General features: G+C 72.8%; 23 protein-coding genes. 16 read left to right on the top strand and 7 right to left on the bottom strand.

Features of this window, described 5'->3' with window-relative positions; translation table 11 throughout:
- Positions 1–213 precede the first annotated feature (213 nt).
- Complete coding sequence (locus OG470_RS26540) at positions 214–2694, top strand: ABC transporter permease (RefSeq protein WP_328416489.1); 2481 nt, start codon at positions 214–216, stop codon at positions 2692–2694.
- 83 nt (positions 2695–2777) lie between these two features.
- Here OG470_RS26540 and OG470_RS26545 read toward each other — a convergent pair whose 3' ends face one another.
- The 3 genes from OG470_RS26545 to OG470_RS26555 all read right to left on the bottom strand — a co-directional run bounded on the left by OG470_RS26545 (position 2778) and on the right by OG470_RS26555 (position 5508).
- Complete coding sequence (locus OG470_RS26545; protein ID WP_328416491.1) at positions 2778–2939, bottom strand: hypothetical protein; 162 nt, start codon at positions 2937–2939, stop codon at positions 2778–2780.
- Complete coding sequence (locus tag OG470_RS26550) at positions 2936–4036, bottom strand: nucleotide sugar dehydrogenase (protein ID WP_328416493.1); 1101 nt, start codon at positions 4034–4036, stop codon at positions 2936–2938. Before OG470_RS26550 ends, OG470_RS26545 begins: the two co-directional genes overlap by 4 nt.
- Before the next feature lie 119 nt (positions 4037–4155).
- Positions 4156–5508: a serine/threonine-protein kinase gene (locus tag OG470_RS26555; protein ID WP_328416495.1), complete on the bottom strand. Its 1353-nt coding sequence runs from the start codon at positions 5506–5508 to the stop codon at positions 4156–4158.
- A 528-nt stretch (positions 5509–6036) separates the two neighbouring features.
- Here OG470_RS26555 and OG470_RS26560 point away from each other — a divergent pair.
- The 10 genes from OG470_RS26560 (at position 6037) to OG470_RS26605 (ending at position 13857) form a co-directional block, all read left to right on the top strand.
- Positions 6037–6777, top strand: coding sequence for an RNA polymerase sigma factor (locus tag OG470_RS26560; protein WP_328416497.1), 741 nt, complete (start codon positions 6037–6039; stop codon positions 6775–6777).
- Between the two features lie 16 nt (positions 6778–6793).
- Positions 6794–7537 (top strand): hypothetical protein, encoded by a 744-nt coding sequence (locus OG470_RS26565; protein ID WP_328416499.1) that lies wholly within the window; start codon positions 6794–6796, stop codon positions 7535–7537.
- Between the two features lie 158 nt (positions 7538–7695).
- A complete protein-coding gene (gene egtA / locus OG470_RS26570) occupies positions 7696–8931 on the top strand; it encodes an ergothioneine biosynthesis glutamate--cysteine ligase EgtA (RefSeq protein WP_328416500.1) in 1236 nt (411 codons plus the stop codon).
- A 56-nt stretch (positions 8932–8987) separates the two neighbouring features.
- On the top strand, positions 8988–10325 hold the full coding sequence (gene egtB, locus OG470_RS26575; RefSeq protein ID WP_328416502.1) for an ergothioneine biosynthesis protein EgtB: 1338 nt from the start codon (positions 8988–8990) through the stop codon (positions 10323–10325).
- A 40-nt stretch (positions 10326–10365) separates the two neighbouring features.
- Entirely contained in the window at positions 10366–11112 is a 747-nt protein-coding gene (gene egtC / locus OG470_RS26580) for an ergothioneine biosynthesis protein EgtC (protein ID WP_328416504.1), read from the top strand.
- A gap of 49 nt (positions 11113–11161) precedes the next feature.
- Entirely contained in the window at positions 11162–12127 is a 966-nt protein-coding gene (gene egtD, locus OG470_RS26585; protein ID WP_328416506.1) for an L-histidine N(alpha)-methyltransferase, read from the top strand.
- A gap of 214 nt (positions 12128–12341) precedes the next feature.
- Complete coding sequence (locus OG470_RS26590; RefSeq protein WP_328426614.1) at positions 12342–12929, top strand: TMEM165/GDT1 family protein; 588 nt, start codon at positions 12342–12344, stop codon at positions 12927–12929.
- Between the two features lie 42 nt (positions 12930–12971).
- Positions 12972–13334, top strand: coding sequence for a DUF1622 domain-containing protein (locus tag OG470_RS26595; protein WP_328416508.1), 363 nt, complete (start codon positions 12972–12974; stop codon positions 13332–13334).
- Positions 13331–13663, top strand: a complete 333-nt coding sequence (locus tag OG470_RS26600) for a hypothetical protein (RefSeq protein WP_328416510.1) — start codon at positions 13331–13333, stop codon at positions 13661–13663. Before OG470_RS26595 ends, OG470_RS26600 begins: the two co-directional genes overlap by 4 nt.
- Positions 13660–13857, top strand: a complete 198-nt coding sequence (locus OG470_RS26605; protein WP_328416511.1) for a hypothetical protein — start codon at positions 13660–13662, stop codon at positions 13855–13857. The genes OG470_RS26600 and OG470_RS26605 overlap by 4 nt, the downstream gene beginning before the upstream one ends.
- A gap of 78 nt (positions 13858–13935) precedes the next feature.
- On the opposite strand, the gene nhaA is transcribed toward OG470_RS26605, so the two are convergent.
- A complete protein-coding gene (gene nhaA / locus OG470_RS26610) occupies positions 13936–15306 on the bottom strand; it encodes a Na+/H+ antiporter NhaA (protein ID WP_328416513.1) in 1371 nt (456 codons plus the stop codon).
- A 337-nt stretch (positions 15307–15643) separates the two neighbouring features.
- Here nhaA and OG470_RS26615 point away from each other — a divergent pair, with 337 nt between their 5' ends.
- On the top strand, positions 15644–17104 hold the full coding sequence (locus OG470_RS26615) for a polysaccharide biosynthesis tyrosine autokinase (RefSeq protein WP_328416514.1): 1461 nt from the start codon (positions 15644–15646) through the stop codon (positions 17102–17104).
- Here the strand turns inward: OG470_RS26615 and OG470_RS26620 are convergent.
- Positions 17085–17639 (bottom strand): arsenate reductase/protein-tyrosine-phosphatase family protein, encoded by a 555-nt coding sequence (locus OG470_RS26620; protein WP_328416516.1) that lies wholly within the window; start codon positions 17637–17639, stop codon positions 17085–17087. The genes OG470_RS26615 and OG470_RS26620 overlap by 20 nt on opposite strands.
- 168 nt (positions 17640–17807) lie before the next feature.
- Between OG470_RS26620 and OG470_RS26625 the strand changes: the two genes are divergently transcribed.
- From OG470_RS26625 to OG470_RS26640, 4 genes are all read left to right on the top strand, one after another.
- Complete coding sequence (locus tag OG470_RS26625; protein WP_328416517.1) at positions 17808–19055, top strand: glycosyltransferase family 4 protein; 1248 nt, start codon at positions 17808–17810, stop codon at positions 19053–19055.
- A gap of 100 nt (positions 19056–19155) precedes the next feature.
- A complete protein-coding gene (locus tag OG470_RS26630) occupies positions 19156–20943 on the top strand; it encodes a DUF4012 domain-containing protein (protein WP_328416518.1) in 1788 nt (595 codons plus the stop codon).
- Between the two features lie 13 nt (positions 20944–20956).
- Positions 20957–21592, top strand: a complete 636-nt coding sequence (locus tag OG470_RS26635) for a hypothetical protein (RefSeq protein WP_328416520.1) — start codon at positions 20957–20959, stop codon at positions 21590–21592.
- An 831-nt stretch (positions 21593–22423) separates the two neighbouring features.
- On the top strand, positions 22424–23008 hold the full coding sequence (locus OG470_RS26640) for a hypothetical protein (protein WP_328416522.1): 585 nt from the start codon (positions 22424–22426) through the stop codon (positions 23006–23008).
- A gap of 112 nt (positions 23009–23120) precedes the next feature.
- Here OG470_RS26640 and OG470_RS26645 read toward each other — a convergent pair whose 3' ends face one another.
- Together OG470_RS26645 and OG470_RS26650 are read right to left on the bottom strand one after the other, a co-directional pair.
- Positions 23121–24563 (bottom strand): MFS transporter, encoded by a 1443-nt coding sequence (locus OG470_RS26645; protein ID WP_328416524.1) that lies wholly within the window; start codon positions 24561–24563, stop codon positions 23121–23123.
- Positions 24564–24648: 85 nt separating this feature from the next.
- Complete coding sequence (locus tag OG470_RS26650; protein WP_328416526.1) at positions 24649–24885, bottom strand: hypothetical protein; 237 nt, start codon at positions 24883–24885, stop codon at positions 24649–24651.
- Between the last annotated feature and the right edge of the window lie 4 nt (positions 24886–24889).

Here is a 24889-nt window from a genome sequence, read left to right on the forward strand (position 1 = left end):
CTGAGTCGTACCGGCCGGCGGGCACACCGCGGCCCGGGACGCACACAGGTCGAGCGCGCAGGTGGAGATCGACCGACCCTCGCCGGCCATAACGTCGGAGGGGTCCGATCCGCACCTCCACCGGGGAGCCCACGTGTCCCTCGCACCTTCCACCCACGCCGGCACCGGCGTCGCGGTCACCACCCGTGACCTGGAATGCGGGGCGGTGACGGGATGATCCGCCTGACTCTGCGCTCGCTGCGCGCCGAGGCGCTGCGCATGCTGCTCTCCGCGCTGGCCGTCGTGCTCGGTGTCGCGTTCATCGCCGGCACTCTGATCTTCGTCGACGGGATGCGCGCCGGCGCGTACGACCGGGCCGGCACCTTCGACCGACACACCGACCTCGGCGTCTATCCGACCGGTACGAAACCGCTGCCCACCGGCCTCGTCGACCGGGTCCGGGCTCTCGACGGGGTGGCCGCCGCGGCCGGTGAACTGACCAACACCGGCGGCATCGTCGGCGCCGACGGTCGGCCGGTGCTCGGCTTCACCGTGCTCGTCGCCATTCCCACCGAGGACGCCCTGCGCTCGTACGACGTGGTCGCCGGCCGACTGCCCGACCGCGCCGGCGAGGTGGTGCTCGACGCGCCGACGGTGGCCGAGGAGGGCTTCGCCCTGGGCGCCCCGGTCCAGATCGGCGGCACCGGCGGCGCCGCCCGCCCGTACACCCTGGTCGGGACCGTCGACGTGGCTGGCACCACACGTGACGTCGGCGGTCCGTTCATCGGCCTGGTCGGGCCGGACGCGCTCGCGGTCACCGGCGAGCGCGGATACGGCCGGATCATGATGGCGGCCCGGCCGGGCACCTCCGCCACCGCACTGGCCGACCGGGTACGCGCCACCGTCGGCGCCGACACCAGCGTGCGGAGCCGCCAGCAGATCCTCGACGACGCCGTCGACGAGGCGGTTCGTGACCTGGACCAGTTCACCATGGTGCTGATGATCTTCGCGGCGGTCGCTGTGGTGGTGGCCGGCTTCGTGATCGCCAACACCTTCGCGATCGTGCTGGCTCAGCGCACCCGGCGGACCGCGCTGCTGCGACTGGTCGGCGCGACCCGGGGGCAGGTCTTCCGGGCCACCCTGCTGGAGTCGGCGGTGATCGGGATGGTCGCCTCCGGGGTCGGGGTGCTGCTCGGGGTGGCGCTCGCCAGCGGAATTCGGCTGCTGACGTCCCGACTGGACGTGCCGGTCTCCGGCGGGCTGACCGTCACCGGATCGACCGTACTGACCGGCCTGCTGCTGGGCACCCTGCTCACCGTGGGCGCCGCCCTGCTACCGGCCTGGCGGGGGACTCGGGTCGCGCCGGTGGCCGCGCTCACCGACGCCGCGGTGCAGCCCAGCCGGGGCGCGGGTCGGCTCCGGCTGACCCTCGGTGCGGTGGTGCTGGCCGCCGGTGTCGCCGCGCTGGCTGGCGCCGCGAGCGCCGGTCAGGTGCTGCTGGTGGCTGTCGGAGGGGTGCTGGCCTTCTTCGGCATCGTGCTGTTCGGGCCGGTTCTCGTTCCCGCGCTGGTCCGGGCGTTCGGCTGGCCGGTCCGCCGTCTGGTCGGGGTGACCGCCGGGCTGGCCGTGGCCAACGCGGTCCGCAATCCCCGTCGGGTCGCCGCGACCGCCACCGCGCTGGTGATCGGGATCGGGCTGGTGTCGGCGTTCGTGGTCGGCGCACGCAGCACCAAGGACGGCATCGAACGCAGTGTGGACGCCGAGATCGGGACCGACTTCGTGGTCAGCGGAATCGGCTCGAACCTCCCCGCCGCGCTCGCTGGTGAGCTGGCGGCCCGTCCCGAGCTGGGTGTGGTGCACGAGCAGCGCAGCACGGTCGCCGCCGACATCGAGATCCGCGCCGCCCATCCGGCGTTGGTCGGCCGGACGCTGAGCGGCGTGCTGGCCGGCGAGGTCGGCCGGCTCGGGCCGGGTCAGGTGCTGGTGCACCGGGAGCTCGCGCAGGCGCGGGGTTGGCAGGTCGGCTCCCCGGTCACCGTCCGGGGGCGCCCGTTCCGGGTGGTCGCGGTGGTCGCCGACGACACGCCCGCCATGGCCGCCAGTGGTGCACCCGCCGGGCACGTCATCGAGATGGCCGACGCCGATTTCGCCGCGCTCTTTCCCGACCAGCGGGCCTTCCTGGCCGAGGCGGACCCAGCGGCCGGAGTGAGCGCCGAGCGGGCCCGGGACGCGATCGAGGCGGTGCTGGCCCGCTACCCGACGGTGAACCTGATGGACCAGGGCGCGTACAAGAAGATGCTCACCGACACCGTGGACATGTTGCTGGCCTTCGTCACCGCGCTGCTCGGCCTCGCCGTGGTGATCGCCCTGTTCGGCGTGGCGAACACGCTGAGCCTGTCGGTGGTGGAGCGCACCCGGGAGAACGCGGTGCTGCGGGCGGTCGGGCTGACCCGGGGCCGGATGCGGGCCATGCTCGCCGTGGAGGTGGTGCTGGTGGCGCTGGTCGGCGCGGTGCTCGGAGTCGGGCTGGGCACCGGGGTCAGCGCCGCCGCCATGGCCCTGCTGGCCCGCCTGGGCGGGGACTTCCACGTGGTGCTGCCGCTCGGCCAACTCGGGCTGATTCTCGGCGGCGCGGTTCTGGCCGCCCTGCTCGTGTCGGTGCTGCCGGCCCGCCGGGCGCTGTCCCGGCCGGTCGTCGAGGCGCTCGGCGACTAGCAACCGGGCGGCGACGCGGAGGGACAGCCGCCGGCCGGCCCCGCCGTCTTCCCCGGCGGCGGGACCGGCCAGCGGTGCCGGGCCTACAGAAGCTCGACCATCGGGCCGGAGCACCGGTTGCGGGTGTCGAAGACGTAGCGGGCGTGCCGGACCACCAGGTCGTAGTCGAAGCTGTCGTGGTCGGTGACCACCACCACCGCGTCGGCGGCCCGCACCTCCCGCTCGGTCAGCCCGACCACGGTCACCCCGGCGGGGATCTGGTGCGCCTCGGCGTACGGCTCGACCGCGTGGACCTGGGCACCGAGGGCAACCGGCGGGCCACGTCGACCGCGGGGGAGTCCCGCATGTCGCCGGTGTTCTTCTTGTACGCCAGCCCGAGCAGCAGCAGCCGGGCACCACTGACCGACCGGCCGGCCTTGTTCAGCCCTGCCATGATCCGCTGCGCGACGTGCTCGGGCATCTCGTGGTTGACGTCGTTGGCCAGCTCGATGAACCGGAACTGCCGGCCCAGGCGGCGCTTCACCTGCCAGGACAGGTAGCACGGGTCGATCGGCAGGCAGTGCCCGCCGACGCCGGGGCCGGGGCGGAACGGCAGAAAGCCGAACGGCTTGGTCTCGGCGGCATCGATCGCCTGCCAGACGTCGATGTCCAGGTGGTGCGAGAGCATGGTCAGCTCGTTGATCAGCGCGATGTTGACCTGGCGGAAGGTGTTCTCGATCAGCTTGGTCAGCTCGGCGACCTGGGTCGAGTCGACCGGCACGGTGCGCTCCACGAGGCGCCGGTAGAACCCGTCCACCCGGGCCAGCGACGCCTGATCCACGCCCGAGACCACCTTCGGGGTGTTCTCCAGCCGCCAGGTCGGGTTGCCGGGGTCGATCCGCTCCGGGCTGTAGCCGAGGTGGAAGTCGCCGGGGCTCTGCAGCCCGCTGGCCGATTCCAGCAGCGGACGCAGCAGCTCCTGCGTGGTGCCCGGGTAGGTGGTCGACTCCAGGATCACCGTGCTGCCCGGCCGCACGTACGGGCCGATGCCGACGCCGGCCTGCTCGACGAAGCTCAGGTCGGGGGTTCCGTCGCGCAGTGGGGTGGGCACGGTGATGACGCAGAATTCGAAGCCCTCGGCATCGGTGTACGCGGTGCTGGGGTGGTACCGCCCACTGCCCAGCGCCCGGCCCAGCCGGTCGGTCGGGATGTCCTCGACGAACGATTCGCCGGACGCGAGACGCTTCACCCGGTCGGCGTCGACGTCGAGGCCGACGACGTCCAGCCCCGCCTCCACGGCACGCATGGCCAGCGGCAGTCCGACGTACCCCTGGCCGATCACGACCAGCTTCTCAGCACTCACCCGGGCTCCTGCGGCAGATGGTGGAAATGACCTGCTGAGAGCCTAGAGGGGTCTTCGGTGCCGTAAGTCCGTTTTGGTGATACCGGTGCTGGTGGGGCTGATGAGCGGCAGTGGTCCGCTCAGCTGCCCGGCGGTGCCCCTGGTTCGGCCGGCGGGCTCGTGGTGGGGGTCGGCTCGACCGGCGTCGGGTCGGTCGTCGGGCCGCCCGTCGGGTCGGTCGTCGGGGGCGTGGTGGCGCTCGGCGACGGCGACGACGGGCTCGCCGTCTGGCTGGGCTGTGTGCTCGGCGTCGCGCTCACCGAGGCCGACGGGATGTTCTGGGGGGCGTGCGGCCGGTCCGGCCGGGTCGGATTCGTGATCTGCTCGTTCGCCGCCGGCAGGTCAACCTGGTCGGTCGGCGCCACGGTCGGCGAGGTGGTGGGCAGCTTGACCGCCGGGGCGTCCGCGTTCTTCGCCGCGCCCAGCGCCGTCACCAGGCCAGTCACGGCCACGAGCACGGTCGCCGCCGCGCCAACCAGCGCGCCCCGTCGACCGCGTCGACCGCCCGCCGGGGCGACCGCCGCGCCGACCGGCACGTCGGTACGGGTGCCCGGCCCGGCGTCGCGCAGCGGGACCGACGCCGCCATCGCAGTGGGCGGCTCCCCACCGGTCACCGCGGTCCGGGCCGCCTCGGCCATCGCCGCGCCACTGGTGAACCGCTCGAGCGGATCCTTGGCCAGTGCCCGGGACACCAGAGCGCGGACCGCCTCCGGAATCTCGTGCGGCAGCTCCGGCGGCTCGTCGTCCAGATGCCGGACGGCGACCTGGAGCGGGTTGTCGCCGGTGAACGGCGGACCGCCGGTGAGGCAGCAGTACGCGACCGCGCCGAGGGCGTAGATGTCGGTGGCACCGCTGACCGGCCGGCCGGCGGCCTGCTCGGGCGCCATGTAGAGGGCGGTGCCCGGCACCGCGTTGGTGCTGGTGATGCTGGTGACATTGGTGGAGCGGGCCACCCCGAAGTCCACCAGGACGACGGTGCCGTCCTCGTGAACCAGTAGGTTGCTGGGCTTGACGTCGCGGTGCACGATGCCACCGCGGTGCGCCGCGTTCAGCGCCCGGGCCGCCTGAGCCACGATCGACATCGTCTCGGTCACGTCGAGTCGGCCGGCCGACTCGATCCGCTTGGACAGCGGCTCGCCGTCGACGAACTCCATGACCAGGTAGTCCGCCCGGCTGCCGTCGGGCAGGTCGTCCTCGCCACAGTCGTAGACCTGCACGATGCCCGGGTGCCGCAGGGCCGCCATGATCCGCGCCTCGGCCCGGAACCGGGCGATGAAATCGGGGTCGGAGACCAGCGCCGGCAGCAGGACCTTGACCGCGACCTGCCGGCCGAGGACCAGGTCAGTGCCACGCCAGACGTCGCCCATGCCGCCGGTGGCGACACGTTCGTCCAGGCGGTATCTACCGCTGAGCACGACCTCCGATGACAACACAGCATTACCGTACCCAGAGTGGCGCTGAACGGCGCGCTGCGGTTGCTCGGCCGGGCGGTCCATACCACCGGTCCATCCGGTCTGACCTGTGTGGACGTGGTCGGTGTGTGACGAGACAGCGACGCCGTGTGACAAAAGCCGACACGCGGCGGCGTACGCTCGCTCACGACGCCGGAGAATCGTCCCGCGGCGCGCGTAGCGTCCGTAGGCCACCGCGCGTTACGGCAACGCGCCGCCCGAGCCGGTTGATAATTGTCACTCTTCCGTGACACGGTGCCAGCTTGTCGCCCCGTTGCTCCCCCTCCTAGCGTTAGCCCGGCTCAGGCCCGCTCGGGGCAGCGCGTCGACAACCGACCGTCATGGCGCTGGTCCAGACCACCAGCCCCGGCCACCGCGGACCCGGGCGCGATCAGAATCGGCGGAGGGCGGTGCGGTGCGGGAACTGATCCGGCCGACGGTCCGTGCCGTCCGGAACGCCCCGGCGCAACGGATCGGGCCGGGATGTCCCGGACGATCCGTGGTCCGCGGATGAGCGGCGAGCTGTCGGACGCGGTCACCGCGGCGCAGGCCGGAGACGAGGACGCTTTCCGCTTCCTCTACCGCAGCCTCCAGCCCGGCCTGCTGCGCTACCTGACCGCCCTGGTCGGCGCGGATGCCGAGGACGTCGCATCGGAGACCTGGCTGCAGATATCCCGCGACCTGCCCAACTTCACCGGCGGTGAGTTCCGCGCCTGGACCGTGACCATCGCCCGCAACCGGGCGATGGACCACCTGCGCCGGCTGCGTCGGCGACCATCGGTGGCGGTTCCGGTGCAGGCGCTCGCCGAGTTGGCCGACGACGCGGACACCGCCGAGCGGGCCGGCGAGACGGTCGGCACCGAGGCCGCCCTGGCACTGATCGCCACCCTTCCTCCCCGGGAGGCCGAGGCGGTTCTCCTACGGGCCGTGATCGGGCTGGACGCGGAGTCCGCTGGCCGGGTACTGGGCCGCCGGGCCGGTGCCGTCCGGACCGCCGCCCACCGGGGTCTGCGGCGGCTCGCCGCCCTACTCGAACGGCAGGGCCTGGTCGCGCCGTTGCCCGGTGACGAGGGCACGGCGCCGCCGGTGGACGCCGAGGGCACGGTGCGGCCGGTGGACGCCGAGGGCACGGTGCCGCCGGTGGACGCCGAGGGCACCGTGCCGCCGGTCGGTGTCGAGGCGATGCCGCCGCCTCGTCAACGCGGCGGTCGATCCCGGCGGACGTCGCGCGCCGAGCCGGCGGACGGCTGACGTGAGGGGATTCCGGATGAACCCGTACCGGCGGGCCGACCGTGCCGAGACCGAACGACTGCTCGACGCGACCCGCGCCGGCCAGGCCGCCGACCCGGACGCCGCGTCGGCCCAGGTCCGCGCGACCACCCCCGACCGCACGGCGGCCGACCCGGTGGCACGACTGCTCGCCGCGGCCGCCGGCCCGTCCCGGCCCGGGGAGCTGACCGGCGAGGAGGCCGCACTGGCCGCGTTCCGGGCCGCCCAGGTCAACCCGGCGCCGACCGTGGCCCGCCGGCCACACCGCCGCCGGGCGACCACCGGCGCGGTGGCCTGGATCGGAGCGGTGGCGGCCACCGCCACCGCGGGCGCCGCCTTCGCCGCGGTCCGTCTGGACCGGGCACCGGACCCGGTGCCACCGGCGCCGAGCAGCCCGTCGTCCAGCCCTTCCGACGTCGAGGCGACCGCGTCCGGTGATCGCACCGCCGCGCCCAGCCGGTCGGTGGCGCCGCCGCCCGGCATGCCATCCGCTTCCAGCACCCCGTCGGCCGCTGGCGAAGCGCCCGCCGGGCAGCTGCGGGGGTTGTGCCGCGCATGGCTGGCCAAGAAGCCCGACCAGCGGGAGAAGGCGCTGCGTACGCCGGCCTTCCAGAACCTGGTGACCGCCGCCGGCGGCGCTGGCGAGGTCGAGGCGTACTGCCAGCGGCTGGTGCCCGAGGCGGAGCCGACCACGTCGGCGAAGGTCAAGCCGTCACCGACCGGCGAGCCCGCCCAGGGGTGAGCGTCCGACCGGCGGGGCGGTTCGTTCCGCCCTGCACCGGGAAATTCGTCTGTTAGACAGAGGTTGGTGGCGCCGTCGACGCCCCCGACGGTGTCGGTGGGCGGGTTTACGGTGGCACAGTATCCCGGAGCCGGCACACGGAGAGGGGGCCACGACCGGTGGTGATGTCACCCGAGCTGGACCGCAGCGCCATCCTGCACGAGTCCGCCGCCGCAAACCGACACCTCGCCCGGATCTGCTTCAAGACCGGCCCACCCACCCGCACCGGCGTCGAACTGGAATGGACCGTGCACGACGCCGCCGATCCTGCCCGACCCGTCGACCCGACGCGGCTGCGGGCGGCGCTGGGGCGGCACAGCCCCGTCACGCTGGACGCCACCAGCCCGGCCGAGCCGCTGCGATACGGCGGCACGGTGACCTTGGAGCCGGGCGGCCAGTTGGAGATCTCCACCCCACCCCGCCCCTCGGTCGCCGCGCTGATCCAGGCCACCGAGGCCGACATCGCCCAGGTCACCGACCTGCTGGCCGCCGGAGGGCTGGTCCTCGGTCGCAGTGGCATCGACCCACACCGCCGGCCCCGCCCGGTGGTGGACACCCCCCGCTATCGCGCGATGCGCGGTGCCTTCGACCGGCGTGGCCCGGCCGGCCGCACCATGATGTACAGCACCGCCGGCCTGCAGGTCTGCCTCGACGCCGGCGAGCCGGACCAGGTCGCGGCGCGCTGGGCCGCGGCCCACGCGGTCGGCCCGCCCCTGCTCGCCGCGTTCGCCTCCGCCACCCGGCACGCCGGGCGGCGCACCGGTTGGGCGTCCGCCCGGATGGCCGCCTGGTTGGCCATCGACCCGGCCCGCACCCGACCCGTCTGGGCGGCCGGCCGCCCAGACGAGGACCCGACCGCCGCCTGGATCCGGTACGTGCTCGCCGCGCCACTGCTCTGCCTGCGTCGGCACGGTTCGGACTGGACCGCGCCGCCCGGCGTGACCTTCGCCGACTGGCTTGACGGCGCGCTGCCCCGCCCGCCCACGACCGACGACCTCGACTACCACGTCAGCACGCTCTTTCCGCCGGTGCGGCCGCGCGGCTACCTGGAGCTGCGCTACCTGGACGCTCAGCCCGGTCGGGACTGGCGACTCCCGCTGGCGGTGCTGACCGCCCTGTTCGCCGATCCGGGCACCGTGCGCGCGGCGTACGCGATCGGCGCGCCGGTGGCGCACCGCTGGTCCATGGCGGCCCGGCACGGCCTGGCCGACCCGGCGCTGGCCGTCGCCGCGGCGGCGCTGCTCGACCTGACCCTGACCACCCTGCCCCGGCTGGACCTGCCGGTCGGCATCCACGACGAGATCCAGCGAGGCGTACGGCGGCGGCTGACCGCCGCGGAAAGGGGAGACCGGTGAGTGCGAGGAGTGAGCCGGGGTTGCGAGCCCCGCAGTCGCGAACGAAAGGTGGCGCGGTGACCGCGAGCACGACGGCACACGTCGACGGGGAGCAACTGCGCGGCAGGATCGCGGCGGAGCTGGCGCGGGCCCGCTCCCGCACGGCGCTGCTGACTGAGGTGGTCGACGACGCCGACCTGATGCGCCAGCACTCGCCGCTGATGTCGCCGCTGGTCTGGGACCTGGCCCACGTCGGCAACCAGGAGGAGCTCTGGCTGGTCCGCGACGTCGGGGGCCGCGAGCCGGTCCGGTGCGACATCGACGAGCTGTACGACGCGTTCAAGCAGCCGCGCCGGGACCGTCCCACGCTGCCCCTGCTGCCACCGGCCGAGGCACGCGCCTACCTGGGCACCGTCCGGGACAAGGTGCACGACCTGCTCGACGCGGTGACCTTCAGCGAGCGGCCGTTGGTCGCCGACGGGTTCGCCTTCGGCATGATCGTCCAGCACGAGCAGCAGCACGACGAGACGATGCTCGCTACCCACCAACTGCGCTCGGGGCCGGCGGTGCTGCACGCCCCGCCGCCGCCGGAGCCGCCCGCCCGGGTCGGTGGGGAGGCCCTGGTGCCGGCCGGCCCCTTCACCATGGGCACCGACACCGACCCGTGGGCCCTGGACAACGAGCGCCCCGCGCATCGCGTCGACCTGCCCGCGTACGTCATCGACGCCGCCCCGGTGACCAACGGCGAGTACGAGGGGTTCATCGCCGACGGCGGCTACTCCGACCCGCGCTGGTGGAGCGCCGAAGGGTGGGCGCTCCGGCTCCAGGAGCAGCTCAGCGCGCCGATGCACTGGCGCCGCGATGGCGATGGCTGGGCGTACCGGCGCTTCGGCCGGTGGGACCGGGTCCGCGCCGACGAGCCGGTGGTGCACGTGTGCTGGTACGAGGCGCAGGCGTACGCGGCGTGGGCCGGCAAGCGGCTACCGACCGAGGCGGAGTGGGAGAAGGCGGCCCGCTGGGATCCGGCGACGGGGCGGTCCCGCCGCTACCCCTGGGGTGACGACGACCCGACCGACACGCACGCCAACCTCGACCAACGCCACCTGCGGCCGGCCCCGGTGGGCGCGTACCCGGCCGGTGCCTCACCGCTGGGCGTGCACCAGCTCATCGGCGACGTCTGGGAGTGGACCTCGACGACCTTCGGCGGGCATCCCGGCTTCGCCGCGTTCCCCTACCGGGAATACTCGGAGGTCTTCTTCGGCGACGACTACCGGGTGCTGCGCGGTGGCTCGTTCGGCACCGACCGGTCGGCCTGCCGGGGCACCTTCCGCAACTGGGACTATCCGATCCGCCGGCAGATTTTCAGCGGTTTCCGCTGCGCCCGCGACGCCAGCCCGGACGAGTCGCACCGGTGAGCCGCCGCGCGACCGGCAGGCCCGCTGGCGGGGTGCGCTGATGTGTCGCCACCTGGCCTACCTGGGGCCGCCGGTCACCCTGGCCGAGTTGCTGTTCGACCCCCCGTACTCACTGGTACGGCAGTCCTGGGCGCCCCGCGACATGCGCGGCGGCGGCACGATCAACGCCGACGGGTTCGGCGTCGGCTGGTACCCGAATGAGGGCGAGCCGGTGCGCTACCGGCGGGCCCAGCCGATCTGGAGCGACCCGACCATCGCCCAGCTCGCGGCGGTGACCCGCGCCGGCGCGGTCCTCGCCGCGGTCCGCTCGGCCACCGTCGGGATGGCGGTGCTCGACGGCGCCGCTGCGCCGTTCGCCGAGGGGCGATGGCTGTTCAGCCACAACGGGGTGGTGCGCGGCTGGCCGGACGCCGTGGTGCCGCTCGCCTCCGGTCTGCCGGTGCGCGACCTGCTCACCCTGGACGCCGCCACCGACTCGGCGCTGCTCTGGGCGCTGGTCCGGCAGCGCCTGCGCGCCGGTGTCGACCCGGTCGAGGCGGTCGCGCAGACGGTGGCCGAGGTCGCCGCTGCGGCCCCCGGGTCGCGGCTCAACCTGCTGCTCACCGACGGGCACCGGGTGGTGGCCAGCGTGGCCGGGCACGCGCTGTCGGTGCGCGCGGCGGCGGGCACCGTGCTGCTCGCCTCGGAGCCGCACGACGACGACCCCGGGTGGCGGCCGGTGCCGGAGGGGCACCTGGTCACCGCCACCGCGAGCGAGGTGCGGGCGAGCCCGCTGCCGACCCGGTGAGTCGCACCGGTCGTGCCCCAACGGTTGACCGAGCAGAGAGGAAACACCGATGACCGCGGAGCCGCTGGAGATCTACCTCGAGGAGCAGGACCTGGAGCGGGGCCTGCGCCAGGACGTTCGGGCCGGGCTGAGCGCGGAGGAGAAGTGGCTTCCACCGAAGTGGTTCTACGACGCCCGGGGCAGCGAGCTGTTCGAGGCGATCACCCGGCTGCCCGAGTACTACCCGACCCGGGCCGAGCGGGCCGTGCTGGCCGAGCACGCGCCCGACATCGCGGCGCTCACCGGAGCCAAGACCCTCATCGAGCTGGGCTCCGGCTCGTCGGAGAAGACCCGTCTGCTGCTGGACGCCTTCACCCGTCAGGGCGGGTTGGGCACGTTCGTTCCGCTCGACGTGTCGGTCAGTGCGCTGCTGGGGTCCACCGTGCAGATCGCCGCCGACTATCCAGGGCTACGGGTCCGGGGCATCGTCGGGGACTTCACCCGGCAGCTGGACCGGCTGCCCACCGGGGGCCGCCGGCTGGTGGTGTTCCTCGGCGGCACCATCGGCAATCTCCTGCCGGCCGAGCGGGCCGAGTTCCTGGCCGAGATGCGCGCCGCGCTGGAGGTGGGCGACTGGCTGCTGCTCGGCACCGACCTGGTGAAGGACCCGTCGGTGCTCGTGCCCGCGTACGACGACGCGGCCGGGGTGACGGCGGAGTTCAACCGGAACGTGCTGCATGTGATCAACCGGGAGTTGGGCGCCGATTTCGACCCGGAGGCGTTCGACCACGTCGCCCGCTGGGACCCGGACCATGAGTGGATCGAGATGCGGCTGCGGTCGACCCGGCCGTTGCGGGTCCGGGTGCTGGACCTGACCGTGGAGTTCGCCGCGGGGGAGGAGCTGCGCACGGAGGTGTCGGCGAAGTTCCGCCCGGCGGGGATCGCGGCCGAGTTGGCCGCGGCGGGCTTCACCGCGACGGAGTTCTGGAGCGACCCGGACGGGCTGTTCGGGGTCACGCTGGCCCAGGCGCGGTGAGGCTGTTCACCCACCCGGCCGGCCCCACCGATGATCGGTTAGGCTGGTCGCGCGAAGGGGAGTAGCCCCCAATGTCGTGGTCGACATACTGGTGCGTTCCGCACCCGGCCACGCGGCCCCGGTTTCCGGGGCGGGCGAGACCTTCGACTCAGGCTGTCGTGGCCGGGTCGAGGGCGCCTCTTTTCCTCCTCCCGGCGTGAACGGGAAGGACGTCATGGAGGGTTTCTTCGCCGCGCTGGTGATCAGCTTCGGTGTCATCTTCGTCGCCGAGCTGGGGGACAAGAGCCAGCTGATGGCGCTGACCTTCGCCACCCGGTTCCGGACGATGCCGGTGCTGATCGGCATCACCATCGCCACGGCGGTGGTGCACCTGGCGTCGGTCGCCATCGGCACGGGTCTCGGCGCTGTGCTGCCCACCGACTGGATCTCCCTGGTGGCCGGCCTGGCGTTCCTCGGCTTCGGCGCGTGGACGCTGCGCGGGGACAAGCTCACCGACGAGGAGAAGCGCAAGGCCGAGAAGACCAACAAGACCGCGATCGTCGCGGTGTCCGTGGCGTTCTTCCTGGCCGAGCTGGGTGACAAGACGATGCTCGCCACGATCACCCTGGCCACCCAGTACGGCTGGTTCGGCACCTGGCTCGGCTCCACCGTCGGCATGGTGGCCGCGGACGCGCTGGCCATCCTGGTCGGCCGGCTGCTCGGCCGCCGGCTGCCGGAGAAGGCGATCAAGTACGGCGCCGCGGTGCTCTTCGCCATCTCCGGCCTCTGGTTGATCCTGGAGGCGGTGAGCGAGCTGACCTGAACGCCGCCGACTACCCGCCTCGTTGGCGGGTAACGGCTCCGGGTGGAGCCGGCGGAACTGCTGCGCCACGGCGATGCGGTGCTGGTCGCCGTGGTGGAGGTCGCCGGTGCCGTAGTGATCTTCGTCGGTGCGGTCTGGGCGGCGGTGCGGTTCGTGGTCGAGGGGCTGCGACACCGCACCGCCGCTGTCTTCACCCCGATCCGGCTCACCCTGGGCCGATTCCTGACCCTCGGCCTGGAGTTCCAGCTGGCGGCCGACGTGCTGCGGACCGCGGTGTCCCCGTCGTTCGACCAGATCGGCCAGCTGGCCGCGATCGCCACGATCCGGACGGCGCTGAACTACTTCCTGGGCCGGGAGATCCGTCAGGAGCAGCGTCAGGTGGCCGAGGCTGAGCACCGGACATGATCGGCGCGCTGGTCACGGCGGTCACCGCGCTGGCCCTCGTCGCCGGTGTGGTCACCGTGCTGAGCACCGGGGCCGGCCGGACCGCCATCCGGGTGCTGTTGGACCTGCTGACCGCGGCTGGCGTGCTCCGGCTCGCGGGCGGGCCGGGCTGGACCGACCTGGCCGGCGCGGCGGCGATCATCGCGCTGCGCCAGCTGCTCTGGGCGGCGCTGGGCGCCGCGCCGCCGTGGTCGCGTCGACAATCCGGACCGCCCGGCGCCGGGGACGATCACCACCTACCGTTGGCGGTACGAGGCGAAACCGGTGCACGCGGGAGGACGACCACATGAGCAGGCACGACGAACCGAACGAGTACGGCTTCGCCGGCGGTGCCACCGCTCCCGAGCCGCAGCCTGGCGGGAAGCCCGACGAGCAGGATCAGGCCGAGGAGGTGGCGGTGCCCGGTGACGACCTCACCGAACCGGCGGCCGAGGCGCTGTCCGAGGAGACCGAGGAGCGCCGGCCCGTCGAACGCGGCCGCTGACCGCCGGCGGGGCCGGGTCCCGGGCTGAGGCCGACCGCGGGGCGGGTAGCCCGGTCGACCGCCGGGTGCGCGTCCCGGTCAGCCGTCGCCCTTCCGCTGGTAGACGTCGGGCACGCCGTCGCCGTCGGCGTCCAGCCGCTCGCGCTCCGCCACCCGGCGGTACGCGGCGTTGCGGCGGGCCAGCACCGTGGCGGCCAGTCCGGCGGAGATCACCGAACCGGCCAGGACGGCGGCCTTGACCCGGTCGTCGGCCGTGCTGCCGACGCCGAACGCCAGGTCGCCGATGAGTAGCGACACGGTGAACCCGACGCCGGCCAGCAGGGCGATCCCGAGCAGGTCGGACCAGGTGATGTCCTCGTCCAGTTCAGCTCGGGTGAACCGGGCCAGCAGGTAGGTCGACCCGAAGATGCCGATGCTCTTGCCGAGCACCAGGCCGGCGACGATGGCGATCACCACCGGGTCGGTCACCAGGGCGCCCAGGTCGGTGCCGTGTAGGGTGACCCCGGCGGCGAACAGGGCGAAGATCGGCACCGCGAAGCCGGCCGACACGGGTCGCCAGCGGTGCTCCAGGTGCGCGGCGAGCCCGCCGGTATCCCCGTTGGCGGGCGGCCGGTCGTCGGTCTGGGCGGCACCCGCCCGACGACGGGTGGTCAGCACCGGCACCGTGAAGCCGAGCAGGACGCCGGCCACCGTGGCGTGCACGCCGGAGGCGTGCACCAGGGCCCAGGCGGCGACCGCGAGTGGGATCAGCGCCCACCACCAGCTACGCCCGCGCTGTACCAGCAGGGCGAAAAGTCCGATCGGTGCCAGCGCGGCCACCAGCGGTACGGGATGGAAGTCGGCGGTGTAGAAGACCGCGATGATGGTGATCGCGAACAGGTCGTCGACCACGGCGAGGGTGAGAAGGAAGGCACGCAGGCCCTGGGGCAGGTGTGAGCTGACCACCGCGAGCACGGCCAGCGCGAAGGCGATGTCGGTGGCGGTCGGGATCGCCCAGCCGCGCAGCCCTTCCCCACCTGCCGTCAGGACGACCGCTACATAGATCAGCGCGGGCACCAGCATCCCGCCGAGGGCGGCCACCACAGGCAGCGCGGCACGCCGAGGGTCACGCAGTTCACCGGCGACGAACTCCCGCTTGAGCTCCAGACCCACCACGAAGAAGAAGATGGCCAGCAGTCCGTCCGCGGCCCAGGTGGCCAGGTCCAGGTCGAGATGCCAGCGCGCGCCGCCGGGCCAGGGCTGCCACTGACCGAGCCGAGTGTACGAGTCGGCCCAGGGGGAGTTCGCCCAGGTCAGCGCCAGCACGGCGCCGAGTAGCAACAGGGCGCCACCGACGGTCTCGGTGCGCAGCACGTCGGCCAGGTGCCGGGCCTCGGGCCACGACGATCGCGAGAAGAGCCGGGCCGCCGCCGGCCGCGACCGGTTGGGGGGCGGGGTGCGGTCGGTCATCTGTGGGGCTCACCTCGGGCTGTCGGGACGGCAGGAATCCACTCGCCGACCAGACTTCCCGGCACACCGTTGCCGACCCTATCCGTGCTCGCCGGTCACGGCGACCGCAGGGGCGATGGAACGCCGCCCGATCGGCCGCCGACTTTTCCCCGATGTCACCGCTGCCGATCGGACGTTTGTCGGGTTGGTCATTCGGGCGCACTTGTCGCCGCTGAAAACACATAACTCCGGACATAAGCCGTATGAGCCGGTTTAATGGTTTCACGAGTTTGCAGACGACCTTGGGGGTTTTCGTGAAGTTCTCTGGCGTAACCGGACCGGCACGGAGGCGCACCTGATGGACCTGCTCCGCCAATTGCGTCACGTGCGTCGGCACTGGTGGGTCGCGCTGCTCACGGTCATGGTGGCCCTGGGCGTGTCGGCGTTCCTGACCGTACGGGCCCAACCCCGGTACGTCGCCTCGGTGACCTTCTTCGTCACCATCCCCAACCAGGGCGTCACCGACGCCTACCAGGGTGAGCTCTTCCTTCAGCAGCGCGTCAAGTCGTACGCCGACCTGCTCAGCAGCGACCGGCTGGCGCAGAGCGTGGTGGCGGAAAACCCGGTCGGGCTCACCGCGGACGAGGTGCAGCGCCGGGTGAGCACCTCCACCGAGGCCGGCACCGTCCTGCTGCACGCGTCGATCACCGACACCGACCAGACCCGGGCGTTGCGGGTGACCGAGACCCTCGCCGCGAAGTTCGTCGAGCTCGTGCAGAAGGTCGAGACACCACCCGAGGGCAAGGCGCCGGTCAAGATCGAGGTGGTCAGCGGCCCACGGGTCAGCGCCAGCCCCGTCTCGCCGCAGCCGGTGCGGAACCTCACCCTCGGCGGCCTGCTCGGCCTGATGCTCGGCGTCGGCCTGGCGATCCTGCGTGGCGTGGCCGACGTCCGGCTGCGCGACGCTGCCGGTCTGCAGAGGGCCACCGGCAGCCCGCTGCTCGGTGAGATCCCATTCGAGAGCAACGCCCGCTCCGCGCCGCTGATCGTCGGCGACGCCGCAACCTCGGCGCGCGCCGAGGCGGTCCGCAAGCTGCGCACCAACCTGCGCTTCGTGGACGTGCACGAGCCGGCCCGGGTCATCGCCGTGACCAGCGCGCTGCAGGGCGAGGGGAAGACCACGCTCTCCTGCAACCTGGCCATCGCGCTGGCTGAAGCGGGCTGGCGGGTGCTGCTGGTCGACGCGGACCTGCGCCGCCCCAAGGTCGACGATTACCTGGGCCTGGACGCCGGGGTCGGCCTCACCGACGTGCTGGTCGGCGACGTCCAGGTCGGCGACGTGGTGCAGCGCTGGGGGGACAAGTCGCTGCTGGTGCTGCCCAGCGGCTCCGCCCCGCCGAACCCGAGCGAGCTGCTCGGCTCCAAGGCGATGGCGGACCTGCTGCTGGAGCTGCGCGAGTCGGCGGACATCGTGATCATCGACACCCCGCCGCTGCTCGCGGTGACCGACGGTGTGGTGGTGGCCGTCCAGGCCGACGGCGCGCTGCTGGTGACCCAGCAGGGCCGCACCTCGCGGACCCAGGTGGCCGCGGCGGCCCGCTCGCTGCACTCGGTCTCGGTCCGGCTGCTCGGCTGCGTGCTGAACAGGGCCAAGGTGGCCAAGGCCGAGGCGTACCAGTACGAGGCCTACCGGGTGGTCGCCTCCACGGCCACGCCGTCGGTGCCGGCCGACCGGGCCACGTCCGCCCGGCACAGCGTGAGCACCGGGGTCAACGGCGTCAGCGACCGCACCCAGGAACTCACCCGGTCGCCCCGATGAGCGTGGCGAGGGGTCGCAGCGACCGTTCGATCTCCTCGGCGCAGCGTCGGAAGTCGGCGGCGGTGCCGCCGATCGGGTCCCGTAGGTCGTCCGCGTCCGGGGCGGCGGGTTGCAGCCCCCCCCGGGCGTGGGCGGCGGCGGCGATCGCGGCCCGCAGCGGGTCGTCGGTCGGCTCGGCGGGCGGCTCGGCCGCCGCGGCCAGCCGGCCGAACTGGCGCAGGGTGAACGTCCGGTGCAGCGCGGCTGGCGCCAGCGCGGTGCAGACCGAGCGCTGGCGCCGGGTCGCGGTCAGCACCAGCGTCGCGTCGGCCAGGTATTCGGGGCGCAGCAAGCGGCTGCGGAACGCCGCCGGGTCCGCGCCGCTCTCGGCCGCGATCTCCATGGCGTACGGGTGCATGGACAACCCGTCCATCGCGTCGATGCCGGCGCTGGCCACGATGACCGGCCGATCGGCGAGCATCCGGCGGGCCAGGTACTCGGCCATGGGCGATCGGCACAGGTTGGCGTGGCAGACGAACAGCACGCGGTCGGCCATCGGTACCCCTCTCGTCGGTGCGGACGCGGGCGGCCGCACCGCGAGGGCGGTGCGTCGACGCCGGTGGCCGCGCGGGGAGGGGTTGTCGGCATCGTACGCGGGCCGGGTGCCCGCCGGTCGTGGTGCCGCGCCGACGGACGCCGATCCGCGGCGGACGGCGGTGGCCCGGTGAGGATCGGCATCCTGTCGTACCACTTTCCGCCCGAGCCGGCGTTCATCCCCGGCAGCCTCGCCGAGGAGTTGGCCGCACGCGGGCATGAGGTTCGGGTGCTCACCGGGTTTCCGGACTACCCCGGCGGCCACGTCTATCCCGGCTGGCGGCAGCGCTGGCACCACCAGACGCACAGTGAGCGGCTGACCGTCCGGCGGGTGCCGCGGTACTCCGGCCGCCCCGGGGCCGCCGGCGTCCGGATGGCCAGCTACCTGTCCTTCGCCGGCAGCGCGACGCTGGCCGCGCGCCGGTACCTGGGCGACGTGGACGCGCTCTACGTCTTCCAACTGCCGGCCACCACGTTCGCCGCCGCCGGCGTGCTCCGGCTGCTCAGGCGGGTGCCGGCGGTGCTGCACGTGCAGGATGTCTGGGCGCGCGACGGCGCTGACGAGGCCGGTGACGGACGCTGGGCAGCGCGGATGAGCACCGCGATGACCCGGATCTACCGGTCAGCCGCCCGGGTTGCCGTCGCCGCGCCGTCGATGCGGGACCTGGTGGTCGCCGCTGGCGCTGACCCGGCCCGCGTCCGGCTGGTGCTGAACTGGACCGACGAGCGGATCTTCCACCCGGCGACGCCGGGTGCGGCGGCCCGCCAGTTGGTCCGCCGCGACGGTCGGTGCGTGGTGATGCACGCCGGCACCATCGGCGCCCGGCAGGGGCTGGACACGGCGGTACGGGCCGCCGCGGCGCTGGACCGGACGATGGAACTGGTCCTGGTCGGCTCGGGCGCGGACGAGCGGCGGGTGCGGGGGCTCGCCGCCGAGTTGGGCGCGGAGAACGTCCGCTTCATGGAGCGGCGGTCCCCGGTCGACATGCCCGAGCTGTACGCCGCCGCCGACTACCAACTGGTCATGCTGCGCGACCTGCCGGAGCTGCGCGGCATGGTGCCCGGCAAGTTGCAGGCCGCGCTCTCCTGCGCCGCACCGGTGGTGGCCTCGGCCGGCGGGGACACCGCCGAGCTGGTCGAACGGGCCCGGGCCGGGTTGTCCTGCCCGCCGGAGGACTGGGCCGCGCTGGCCGACCGGTTCTGGTTGGCCGCCACCATCCCCCCGCCGGCGCGCGCCGAGATGGGGCGCCGGGGTCGGGAGGCGTACCTGCGGGAGATGTCGTTGCCGGCCGGGGTGGACCGGATCGAGCGGTTGCTGCACGAGGCAGCGGGTCGGGTCCCTGAGCCCGTCGCCGATCCGCGAGGCAACCTCGCGTAACGGACGATAAACGCCATAACGGTACGAGCTTCGCTGACGCGTGCTAAGAACGTCAGGGATATCGGACCTTCTGTCCGGTTCCGGGAAACGGGAGTGTGGTGTGACGGAGGAGAGCGAACGACCGCGCCGGCGGCGAAGCCGGTCACGGCGCCGCCGGCCAGCCCGACTGCGCCGCGCCCTCCTTGGCGCCCTGGTGGTCGGCTCGCTGCTGCTGGCGACCGGCGGGTGGATCGGCTTCCGCGGCTGGCAGGCGCGGGCCCACCTGCTCAACGCCGCCGGCCTGGCCCGGGAGCTGAGCGCCCAGGTGGTCGGCGGGGACACCGACCGTGCCCTGCGGACCCTCGCCGCCCTCCAGGAGCAGTCCGGCGCGGCCCGGGCCGCAACCGCTGACCCGGGCTGGCGACTCGCTCGGCGTACCCCGATCGCCGGCGATGACGTCGACGCCGTCCGGCGGATCGCCGTGGCCATCGACGAGCTGGCCCGACAGGCGTTCCCGACGCTGCTGCGGACGGACCTGACCAGCCTGGTGCCCACCGGGGGTCGGCTGGACCTGGCCCGGCTCACCGCGGTCTCCGGCGAGCTGTCCCGAGTGGACGACGCGGTGCAGCGCACCCGCAGCGACCTGGCCGCGGTGCCCGCCGACCGGCTGGTCAACCAGACCCGGCAGGCGCTGACCGACCTGCGTGGCGAGATCGACCGACTGGCCAGTCTCACCTCGGCCGCCGACCAGGGCGCCCGGCTGCTGCCGCCGCTGCTCGGCGCGAACGGCCCGCGGCGGTACCTGCTGGTCTCGCAGAACCCGGCCGAGCTCCGCGCCACCGGCGGCATGTTCGGGGCGTACGCGATGATCGAGGCCGACAAGGGCCAGGTCCGGATGGGCAAGCAGGGCAGCAGCGCTTCCCTGGGCCAGTTCAACCCGCCCCTGAAGCTGCCCGCCGAGACCCGGGCCCTCTGGACCGACCTGCCCGGCATCTATCCCGCCGACGTCAATCTGACCCCGCACTTCCCGACCGCCGCCACGCTGTACCGGGAGATGTTCCGCCGCAAGACCGGCACCACGGTCGACGGCGTGCTCGCCGTCGACCCGGTGGTCCTGTCCTACCTGCTCAAGGCGACCGGCCCGGTGCTGGTGCCCGGTAGCGTCCCGCTGGCCAGCGAGAAGGTCGTGCAGACCCTGCTCAACGAGACCTACCAGCGATTGGACGTCCGGCAGCAGGACGCGTTCTTCGCGGCATCCTCCGCAGCGGTGTTTGACGCCCTCTTTAAGAAGAATGCCAACCCGAAGGTGCTATTGTCCGCATTCGACCGTGCTATCGCGGAACGCCGGATATTGTTCTGGAGTGCCCGACCGGAGGAACAACGGACAATCGGCGACAGCCGGATGGCCGGGACGCTTCCGGAACAGGACACCGTGCCGACGGTCGGCGTGTTCCTCAACGACGGCAGCGGCGCGAAGCTCGGCTACTACCTGCGGCCGACGGCGAACCTGACGGTGGGCGAATGCCAGCCCGACGGACGCCGCGAGCTCCGGCTGCGGGTGACTCTGCGCTCGACGGCGCCGAAGTCCGGACTCAGTGAGTCGGTCCTCGGCCTCGGCATGGCGGGGGACCCGTACACCATGCGCACGCTGGTGTCGATCTTCAGCCCAGCGGGCGGGAGTGTGCTCGACGCTCGTCTCGACGGCACGGAGATCGCAATGGGCAGCGGTACCGAACGTCGCCGCCAGGTCGCCACGGCCAACGTCGAGGCGAGCCCCGGCGCCGAACGCACGTTGGAGGTCACCCTGTTGACCGCCAAGACCGGCGTCGGACAGGCCGAGCTGTGGCTGACCCCCACCGCCAGCCCTTGGACCACCCAAGTTCATTCCGCAGCAAGCTGTGACCCGTAGGAGGGAACCAATCATGCGGCTATCCCGCATCATCATGGCGCTCATGGTCGGCTTGGCCGTGGTGGCCGTGGTGGCCGTGCCGACCGCGGCGGGGGCGGCGCAGCCGCAGCCGCAGCCGACGACGACGGACACGCCTCAGCCGCCGCCGTACGTGCCCGCGCCCCCGTCGCTGACCGTCAACCGGCCGACGATCTTCCTGGGCGAGACGGTCGTGCTGACCGGCACCGGCTTCGGTCGGACCGAGACCGTCGACATCGTCGTGTCGGTCACGCCGCTGGCCGCCCCGGCAGCCGGCCAGGCGCCGGCCCGCCGCAGCGACGGCAGCACCGTGGCCATGGCCCCAGTGGCGTACCAGGCGAGCGCGCCGGTGAGCTTCACGGCATACACCAACGGCCAGGCTCGGTTCACCAAGAGCTACAAGCCGTCGGTGACGGGTCTGCTGACCTTCACCGCCACCGGCCGGGAGTCCGACCGGTCCGCCAGCACCGAGCTGCAGGTGCTGCACAAGAAGCAGCCGCTGCCCGTCACGGGTGACAGCATCGGCACGCCCATGAAGCTCGGCGGTGGCCTTATCGGCGCCGGCGCGGTCATGCTGCTGCTGACGCTGGCCTGGCGTCGCCGCCAGCGCTTCGGCGGGGCCGCGCACTGATCGGCACCGTGACCGGTCAGTGCCCGGATCGCACCTCAGGCTGGCGCCCGTCGGAGTGCTCCGACGGGTGCCAGCCCTTCTGTGCCCTGGTGTTCGTGCGCCCCGGCGCTCGTTCGACGGCCCCGTGGTGGTCGGTCCGGCCGTACGCGTCCTGGTCTCCGCGTTCGGTGGGGCAAGCCCACCCTGTCGGTGATCGTTGTCCGTTCCGATCCCCGCGCTCGGCATGCCGGCCCGCGCTGTGGACGGTCGCTGTCATGGGCGCGATACCTGTGAGGCATCAATATGCCTGTCAGGTATCACGCCGCTTGTCGACCCTGGCCCGGCCCGCTCCGTTGGGCTGATCGACTCGGTGTCGGCGACGTTGCGATGTCCTGGCGTCGGGATGCCCCAATGTCGGGGATACCGAGTCGATCACCGCCAACCGCCGGTCTGACGCCGTGACGCCCGGGTTGTATGTCCGGTATGGGGATCTGTGGCCTGTGACCGGCTGCACCCGTGCGGTGGAATGGGTGCCGGCCCGGGGTCGTTACATACCCTGACGGTCGCAGCACCACGGCCCGCCGCCCCGACCCAACGGGTTGGAATGCCAGGCCAAGCCCGGTCGTTACAGATCCCCGAACGACCGCACCAGCACCCCGCTCGACAGGGTGCCGACGGACGGGCCAACCCGGAATGACCCCGGCCCGGCGGTCGTTACACATGGACCCGGCGCCACGAGCCCCCCGCCTGTAGGCCGCCGAAAGACTTTGTTGATAGCGCCGGACGAGGTGCTCGCACCTGTATGCCGACCCCCATCGGCTGGGTGTCTACCCCCGTGAAGGAGCTACCCCCATGAACACGATCATGCGTAAGAGCGTGCTGTCTGTTGCTGGTCTGGCCTTCGCCGGTGGCATCTTCGCCGGCCCGATCGCCCACGTCGCCAACCCCGTCGACGGCAAGCCCGTCGCCGTTGCGGTGCAGGCCGACAAGCCTGATGCGAGCAAGCTGATCCCGCACGGTGTGCAGGGCGAGCAGTCGCGCATCGATTTGAACGACGAGCAGACCGCCAACGCCAAGGCGATCATCGCCGCGACGAAGAAGGCTGGTCTGCCGGAGCGGGCCGCGGTCATCTCGATCGCGACGAGCCTGCAGGAGTCGAAGCTGGAGAACCTCGGCCACCTCGGCGACATGAACGACCACGACTCGCTGGGCCTGTTCCAGCAGCGGCCGAGTTCGGGTTGGGGTACGCCGGAGCAGATCACCGATCCTGAGTACTCGACCACCGCGTTCCTCAAGGGCCTGAAGCAGGTTGACGGCTGGCAGGACATGCCGCTGACCGACGCCGCGCAGACCGTGCAGGTGTCGGCCTACCCGGACGCCTACGCCCAGTGGGAGCAGCAGGCCGCCGACTTCGTCGGCCAGCACTGGAACAGCTGACCCACCGCACAACCCCGTGACACCGACCTGGCCGGCACCCCGAATCTGGGGTGCCGGCCAGCGGCATGTTCACGCCCGACGCGTCGTCGCTGGCGGCGTACCCCTGGGGTTGTCAGTTCTTGGTGTGGTTGCGAGTGCGCAGGATGTCGATCAGCGCGGCGATCAGCGCGAGCCCGATGATCCCGGTGGCCAGCATGAGTGACTGTTCGAAGGCCATGGTCCAGTTGCCTCGGCTGTCGGCCAGCTCGGAGAAGAACATCGAGCCGACGGCGGCGATGCCGGCCGCGGCGCCGATCCGCTGACCGGTCTGGAGCATGCCGGCGCCGCTGCCCGCCTGGTGTACCGGCACCTGGGCGAGGGTGAGCGTCTGGTTGGGGGCGATCACCAGCCCGCTGCCGAGGCCGGCGACGAGCAGTGGACCGGCGGTGACCCACGGCGCTGGGGCGTCCGGCGCGAGGCGCAGCGCGACCACCGTTCCCGCCAACCCGATCACCACGGCGAGCAGCCCAATGGCGACCAGCGGCCGGCCGAAGCGGTTGACGATCCGTCCGCCCAGCACGGAGGCCGCGGCTGAGCCCAGGGCGAACGGCGTGATGGCCAGGCCGGCGACGAGCGCGCTGTAGCCGAGGCCGTTCTGCAGGAACAGGGTGAAGATGAAGAATATCGCGGTGAAGCCACCGAAGTAGACCAGCGCGATGAGCGACCCCAGGGTGTACGACTGGAAGGTGAACAGCCGCAGGTCGAACAGCGGTTCGCGGTGCCGCGCGTACCACCGCTCCCAGAGCCCGAAGGCGACCAGCACCGCGAGACCGGCCGGAATGAGTGCCCACTTCCACGGGGTCCGCCACTGCTGCTCCTGGACCAGTGGCAGCAGGATCAGCACCACGCCCACGCCGAGCAGCAGCACGCCGATTGGGTCGAGCCGGCGCCGGTTCGGTTGACCTTCGGGGCGGCCGGGCAGCAGTCGCCAGCCGAGGATCGCCGCGACGATGCCGACCGGCACGTTGACGAAGAAGACCCACCGCCACCCGTGTTCCTCGCCGCCGATGGCGATGAGCAGTCCGCCGATCAGCGGGCCGACGGCGGTGGAGATACCGATCGTGGCACCGAGCAGCCCGAACGGGCGGGCCCGTTCCGGCCCCCGGAACAGCTGCTGGATGAGCCCGATCACCTGGGGGTTCACCACGCCGGCGGCGGCGCCCTGGAGTAGTCGGGCGAGGACCAGCCACGTCGGGGAGGTGGCCAGGCCGGCGAGCGTGCTGGTGACGGTGAACAGCGCGATGCCGAAGACGAACGCGTTGCGCCGGCCACGGGCGTCACCGAAGCGGCCGGCCGGCACCAGCGCCAGCCCGAAGGTGAGCGCGTATCCCGACAGGACCCACTGCAGGTCGCTCGGGGAGGCGTGCAGCGCACGGTCGATGGACGGCACCGCGACGTTGACGATGCTCACGTCGAGCAGCGTCATGAATGCGGCGACCAGCCCGACGCCGACGGCCTGCCAGCGTCGCCGGTTCTCCGCCGCGTCGATGGGCTGCGGCGTCTGGGCCGCACTCATCGGGCCCCCCGTTGACCGTCGATCACGCATTGCTGACCGCTACCCGGGTCGGCCGGGGACGAATCGTCGCGGGTGGTTCCTCGGGTCACGCCATCTGGCGGGCGCAGAACCGTGGACCGAAGTCGAGGCCCGCCATCGGCGAATCCTCGCGGTGCAGCAGGCCCTTCTCGGTGAGCAGATGCAGCGGGGTCTGCAGCTGCTCATCGGTCAGCCCGGACTCCTCGGCGATCAGGTCCGGGTACGGTACCTGCCCGCGCGCCTCAAGGGCGGTGACCGCCTGGTACACCCGTTGCTCGATCTCCGACAGTTGCACCTGCGGCATGATC

The organism is Micromonospora sp. NBC_00389, assembly GCF_036059255.1.
Taxonomy (GTDB): Bacteria; Actinomycetota; Actinomycetes; order Mycobacteriales; family Micromonosporaceae; genus Micromonospora.

Excerpts from the sequence above, each read along its gene's own strand:
- OG470_RS26540 (WP_328416489.1), top strand. The coding sequence starts at position 214 with ATGATCCGCCTGACTCTGCGCTCGCTGCGCGCCGAGGCGCTGCGCATG.
- OG470_RS26560 (WP_328416497.1), top strand. The coding sequence starts at position 6,037 with ATGAGCGGCGAGCTGTCGGACGCGGTCACCGCGGCGCAGGCCGGAGAC.
- OG470_RS26565 (WP_328416499.1), top strand. The coding sequence starts at position 6,794 with ATGAACCCGTACCGGCGGGCCGACCGTGCCGAGACCGAACGACTGCTC.
- egtC (WP_328416504.1), top strand. The coding sequence starts at position 10,366 with ATGTGTCGCCACCTGGCCTACCTGGGGCCGCCGGTCACCCTGGCCGAG.
- egtD (WP_328416506.1), top strand. The coding sequence starts at position 11,162 with ATGACCGCGGAGCCGCTGGAGATCTACCTCGAGGAGCAGGACCTGGAG.
- OG470_RS26590 (WP_328426614.1), top strand. The coding sequence starts at position 12,342 with ATGGAGGGTTTCTTCGCCGCGCTGGTGATCAGCTTCGGTGTCATCTTC.
- OG470_RS26600 (WP_328416510.1), top strand. The coding sequence starts at position 13,331 with ATGATCGGCGCGCTGGTCACGGCGGTCACCGCGCTGGCCCTCGTCGCC.
- OG470_RS26605 (WP_328416511.1), top strand. The coding sequence starts at position 13,660 with ATGAGCAGGCACGACGAACCGAACGAGTACGGCTTCGCCGGCGGTGCC.
- nhaA (WP_328416513.1), bottom strand. The coding sequence starts at position 15,306 with ATGACCGACCGCACCCCGCCCCCCAACCGGTCGCGGCCGGCGGCGGCC.
- OG470_RS26615 (WP_328416514.1), top strand. The coding sequence starts at position 15,644 with ATGGACCTGCTCCGCCAATTGCGTCACGTGCGTCGGCACTGGTGGGTC.
- OG470_RS26620 (WP_328416516.1), bottom strand. The coding sequence starts at position 17,639 with ATGGCCGACCGCGTGCTGTTCGTCTGCCACGCCAACCTGTGCCGATCG.
- OG470_RS26635 (WP_328416520.1), top strand. The coding sequence starts at position 20,957 with ATGCGGCTATCCCGCATCATCATGGCGCTCATGGTCGGCTTGGCCGTG.
- OG470_RS26640 (WP_328416522.1), top strand. The coding sequence starts at position 22,424 with ATGAACACGATCATGCGTAAGAGCGTGCTGTCTGTTGCTGGTCTGGCC.
- OG470_RS26645 (WP_328416524.1), bottom strand. The coding sequence starts at position 24,563 with ATGAGTGCGGCCCAGACGCCGCAGCCCATCGACGCGGCGGAGAACCGG.
- OG470_RS26650 (WP_328416526.1), bottom strand. The coding sequence starts at position 24,885 with ATGCCGCAGGTGCAACTGTCGGAGATCGAGCAACGGGTGTACCAGGCG.